The sequence below is a fragment of the Pseudomonas sp. AGC41 genome (assembly GCF_057334555.1).
Genome location: NZ_JBHFJB010000160.1, coordinates 5,026 through 10,452 on the forward strand (window position 1 = coordinate 5,026; position 5,427 = coordinate 10,452).

Here is a 5,427-nt window from a genome sequence, read left to right on the forward strand (position 1 = left end):
CCCCCCCCCCCCCCCCACAAAAGCTACCTCACCACAGGTTAATCTTTATAAGCCTGCCGCCCCCACGCCAGGAAACCTTCGAGCAATTCCCTGAGCACCACCTGGGTCGGCGCCGCCAGGTCCGGGCGATAGTTGAATGGCTCGAACTCTTCCATGTAGGTGCTCTGGCACAGCTCCAGTTGCACCGCGTGAATGTCCTCGGCCGGGTTGCCGTAATGCCGGGTGATGTGTCCGCCCTTGAAGCGCCCGTTGAGCACATGGGTGAACTGGTCGTGGCGGGCGCAGATGGCTTCGAGCTGGCTGGCCAGCGTCGGGTCGCAACTGGCGCCGTTGAACGTTCCGAGGTTGAAGTCCGGCAGCTTGCCATCGAACAGGTGCGGGATCACCGAACGGATCGAGTGGGCATCGAACAGCAAGGCATAGCCGAACTCGGCCTTGAGCCGTGCCAGTTCCTGTTGCAGGGCCTGATGGTAGGGCATCCAGATCTGCTGCAAGTACGTCGCCCGCTCCTCGGCGGACGGCACCAGGCCTTCGCGAAACAACGGCACGCCATCGAACAGCGTCGCCGGGTACAGACCGGTGGTGGCGCCGACGTACATCGGTTTGTCATCGGAAGGACGGTTCAGGTCGACGACGAACCGCGAGTATTCAGCGGCCAGGGTGCTGGCGCCCAGCTCATCGGCGAAATCATACAGCCGGGGAATATGCCAATCGGTGTCCGGCAGGCTCTGGGCCTCGGGGATCAACCCGGCCTCTACCGCCGGCGTCAGGCGCAGGCCGGCGTGAGGCATGCTGATCAACAGCGGCACGCGCCCTTGCTTGAAATTCAGGACCTTCTCCACAACCGTTCTCCTCAATCGATTTCCACGCCGTGGCGCACGACGCGTTTTTCCAGATCGCCACCGAGCCAGTACGCCAGGTCGGCCGGGCGGTCGATGTGCCAGGCGACAAAGTCCGCCACCTTACCGGCCTCCAGCGAGCCATGAGTTTCGGCCATGCCCAGGGCCTGGGCGGCGTGAATCGTTGCTCCCGCCAATGCCTCTTCCGGGGTCAGGCGCAGGCAGGTGCAGGCCATGTTCAACATCAGGCGCAACGACAACGCCGGCGAGGTGCCGGGGTTGAAGTCACTGGCGACGGCGATTTTCACGCCGTGCTTGCGCAGGGCATCCATGGGCGGCAACCGGGTTTCACGCAGGAAATAAAATGCCCCCGGCAGCAGCACCGCAACGGTGCCGGACTCGGCCATGGCCATGGCGTCATCCTCGGTCATGAATTCCAGGTGATCGGCCGACAGCGCCTGATACCGCGCCGCCAGGCTGGAACCATGCAACGACGACAGTTGCTCGGCGTGCAGCTTCACCGGCAGGCCCAATCGCTGCGCGGTCAAGAACACCCGTTCGACCTGCTCGGGAGAAAACGCCAGGTACTCGCAGAACGCATCCACCGCGTCCACCAGCCCCTCGGCGGCCAACGCCGGGAGCATTTCGGCGCAGATGTGTTCGATGTAGTCGTCGGCGCGGTCCTTGTATTCCGGCGGCAAGGCGTGGGCCGCCAGGCAGGTGCTGCGCACACTGACCGGCAATTCGGCGCCGAGGCGGCGGATGACCCGCAGCATCTTGCGTTCGCTGGGCAGGTCGAGGCCGTAGCCGGATTTGATTTCCACCGTGGTCACGCCGTCGCGCATCAGGCTTTTCAGGCGTTTTGCGGCGCTGGCGAACAGTTCGTCCTCGCTGGCGGCGCGGGTGGCGCGCACGGTGCTGGCGATGCCACCGCCGGCCGCGGCGATGTCGGCGTAGCTGACGCCTTGCAGGCGCTGTTCGAATTCACCGCTGCGGTTGCCGCCGAATACCGCGTGGGTGTGGCAATCGATCAGCCCCGGGGTGACCCAGGCGCCCTTCAGGTCGTTGACCGCCGGGTAGTCGCCCACCGGCAATTCGGCACGGGGGCCGATCCAGTGGATGTGCTCGCCCTGGGTGACAATGGCAGCGTCTTCGATGATCGAGTAGACGCCCTGGGCCATGGTGGCGGCGTGGCAGTTTTGCCAGAGGGTTTTCATCCCGGTTTCCTCGTCGCGTTCAAAATCGATTCGCGAGCAGGCTCGCTCCCACAGAAGCTGCGCAGAATCTGAGGCAGCGCCATCCATGTGGGAGCGAGCCTGCTCGCGAAGGGGCCATCAAAGGCTCGGCAACAACTGTGCCGTGACCAGCTCGTTCAAACACCGACTCGCCAACAGCTCACTGGCCGCATTGATATCCGGCGCAAAGAACCGGTCTTTCTCGTAAAACGGCACTTCTGCACGCAACAGCGCCCGAGCCTGTTCCAGTTTGGCCGAAGTTTTCAAGCCACCGCGCAAATCCAGCCCCTGGCACGCCGCCAGCCATTCCACCGCGAGAATCCCGCGGGTGTTCTCGGCCATTTCCCACAAGCGCTTGCCGGCGGCCGGCGCCATGGAGACGTGGTCTTCCTGGTTCGCCGAGGTCGGCAGGCTGTCCACCGAATGAGGATGGGACAGCGCCTTGTTCTCACTGGCCAGGGCCGCAGCGGTAACCTGGGCGATCATGAAGCCGGAGTTGACCCCGCCATTGGCCACCAGGAACGGCGGCAGCTGCGACATGTGCTTGTCCATCATCAACGAAATGCGCCGCTCGCTCAGGGAGCCGATCTCGGCGATCGCCAGGGCCATGTTATCGGCGGCCATCGCCACCGGTTCGGCGTGGAAGTTACCGCCGGAAATCACGTCGCCCTCGGCGGCGAACACCAGCGGGTTATCCGACACCGCGTTGGTCTCGATCACCAGCACCTCGGCGGCCTGGCGGAACTGGGTCAGGCAGGCGCCCATCACTTGCGGCTGGCAACGCAGCGAGTACGGGTCCTGGACCTTGTCGCAGTTCTGGTGCGAATCCGACACTTCGCTGCGCTCGCCCAACAGGTCGCGATAGGCCGCGGCGGCATCGATCTGGCCTTTCTGGCCGCGAGCCGCATGGATGCGTGCATCGAATGGCGAGCGCGAGCCAAGCACCGCTTCCACCGTGAGGCTGCCCAGGGCCAGGGCAGCGGCAAACAGATCTTCGCCTTCGAACAGGCCGCGCAAGGCAAACGCGGTGGACACCTGGGTGCCGTTGAGCAATGCCAGACCTTCCTTGGCCGCCAGGGTCAGCGGCGCAAGGCCGGCGACTTTCAGGGCGTCGACCGCCGGCAACCATTCGCCTTTGTAACGGGCCTTGCCCTCGCCCAGCAGCACCAGGGACATGTGCGCCAGAGGCGCGAGGTCACCGGATGCGCCCACCGAACCTTTCAGCGGAATGTGTGGGTAGACCTCGGCGTTGATCAGTGCGATCAGCGCATCGATCACCTGCCGACGGATGCCGGAGAAACCCCGGCTCAGGCTGTTGACCTTGAGCACCATGATCAACCGCACCAGCGCATCGCTGATCGGCTCGCCGACGCCGGCGGCATGGGACAGCACCAAAGAGCGCTGCAGGTTTTCCAGGTCTTCGCTGGCGATGCGGGTCGAGGCCAACAGGCCGAAACCGGTGTTGATGCCATAGGCGGTGCGATTCTCGGCGAGGATCTGCTCCACGCAGGCAACGCTGGCTTCGATCTGCGCCGATGCGCTGGCGTCGAGGCTGAGCGTCACCGGGTGCTGGTAGATGTCACGCAATTGAGCCAGGCTCAATTGGCCGGGAATCAGGTTCAAGGCAGTCATGTATTGCTCCTTTTGAGAGTTTTGTTTTCACTCGCCAGTCGCTCCGGAATGTTCCGTTATCCGTCACCCTCGCCTTTTGAGCGATGCCTTGTGGGCTAGAGGTGCCTTGGCACGCTGGCGTTTTTTTGATCAATTCAAATTCGGTAGAACATCGTGCAGCACGTTCGGATCTCTGAGCAGCCCGGCGGCGCTGGCGATGTCCGGCGCCAGCCAGCGATCCTGGTCGTAGGCCGGGACGCGCTCGCGCAGCAGCTTCCAGGCGGTGTCGGTGCCAGCGCCGAAACGCTGCGCCTTGAGAAACTCAAAGGCCTGGGCCGCCAGCAGGTATTCGATGGCGAGGATCTGCGTACAGTTTTCCAGCGCCCGGTGCAGTTTCAGGGCAGCGTTGGTGCCCATGCTCAAATGGTCTTCCTGCAACCCGGAGGTGACGAAATTGTCGAGCACCGCCGGTTGCGCCAGTTGCTTGTTCTCCGCGCACAGCGACGCGGCGACGTATTGCACGATCATCATCCCCGAATTCACCCCGGGATTGGCCACCAGGAAGGCCGGCAGGCCGCTGACGTGCGGGTTGATCAAACGGTCGAGGCGACGCTCGGCGATCGAGCCGATTTCCGCCATGGCGATCGCCAACAGGTCCGCCGCCAGCGCCACCGACTGGCCATGAGGGTTGGCCTGGGACACGACCCGGAAATTGTCCGGCGTACCCAGCAGCAGAGGGTTGTCGGTAGCGGCATTGAGTTCGGTTTCGATCTGTTGCCGGGCATGTTCCAACTGATCACGAGCGGCGCCATGCACTTGGGGAATCGAGCGGATGCTCAAGGCGTCCTGAGTGCGGATGCCCAGGCTCGAAGCGATGACTTCGCTGCCATCGAGCAGCGCCCGCAGATTGTTACCCACCTGCTGCATGCCGGGGTGCGGCTTGAGTGCGATGATTTCGGCATCGAACGCGGCGATCTGCCCGCGCTGGGCCTCGAAGCTCATGGCGCCGATCACATCGGCCCACTGCACCAGGCGCGTCGCATCGGCCAGGGCCAGGCAACTGAGGCCGGTCATGCACGGCGTGCCATTGACCAGGCACAAACCGTCCTTGGCCCCCAGTTGCACCGGTTGCAGACCTTCGGCGGCCAGCGCCTGCTGCGCCGGGACGACCTGCCCGCGATAGCTGACCTCGCCGACGCCCAGCAGCGCGATGCTGATGTGGGCCATGTGGGTCAGGTAACCCACCGAACCCTGGGACGGCACTTGCGGCGTGATGCCGCGATTGAGCAGCGCCAGCAACGCCTCGACCACCCGGCGATGGATGCCGGATTTGCCTTGGCTGTAGTTGAGAATGGCCGCGCAGAGGATCGCCCGGGTCTGCTCATCGGAGAGCACCGGGCCGACGCCACAGGCATGGCTGAGCAAGGTGTTGCGCGACAATTGGCTGAGCTGCTCGTCCTTGAGCGAAACATTGCACAGGGCGCCCAGCCCGGTGTTGACGCCATAAGCGCGTTCGCCGCTTTCGACGATGCGCTGGACGATGGCCTGGGCATTGTCGATGCGCGCCCAGGCCTGGGCCGACAGTTCCAGCACAGCGCCGAAGCGGGCGACGGCGACCACGTCCTGCCAGCGCAGCGGGGCGTCGGCGATTACGATTTCTTCAGCCTGGGACATCTTCAACCTCATGGGAAATTCTTTCAGCAACACACCTGGCTAAAGGCACGCTTCTGTGGCGAGGGAGC

4 protein-coding genes are annotated in these 5,427 nt (G+C 64.2%); all 4 read right to left on the minus strand.

Annotated elements, in window-relative coordinates; genetic code table 11:
* Positions 1 to 38 precede the first annotated feature (38 nt).
* The 4 genes from hutG to hutH (ACE04F_RS27925) all read right to left on the minus strand — a co-directional run bounded on the left by hutG (position 39) and on the right by hutH (ACE04F_RS27925) (position 5,359).
* Positions 39 to 842, minus strand: coding sequence for an N-formylglutamate deformylase (gene hutG / locus ACE04F_RS27910; RefSeq protein ID WP_486110810.1), 804 nt, complete (start codon positions 840 to 842; stop codon positions 39 to 41).
* Positions 843 to 853: 11 nt separating this feature from the next.
* Complete coding sequence (hutI, locus tag ACE04F_RS27915) at positions 854 to 2,056, minus strand: imidazolonepropionase (RefSeq protein WP_486110812.1); 1,203 nt, start codon at positions 2,054 to 2,056, stop codon at positions 854 to 856.
* Between the two features lie 117 nt (positions 2,057 to 2,173).
* Positions 2,174 to 3,706: a histidine ammonia-lyase gene (gene hutH / locus ACE04F_RS27920; RefSeq protein ID WP_486110814.1), complete on the minus strand. Its 1,533-nt coding sequence runs from the start codon at positions 3,704 to 3,706 to the stop codon at positions 2,174 to 2,176.
* A gap of 129 nt (positions 3,707 to 3,835) precedes the next feature.
* Positions 3,836 to 5,359: a histidine ammonia-lyase gene (gene hutH / locus ACE04F_RS27925; RefSeq protein ID WP_486110835.1), complete on the minus strand. Its 1,524-nt coding sequence runs from the start codon at positions 5,357 to 5,359 to the stop codon at positions 3,836 to 3,838.
* Between the last annotated feature and the right edge of the window lie 68 nt (positions 5,360 to 5,427).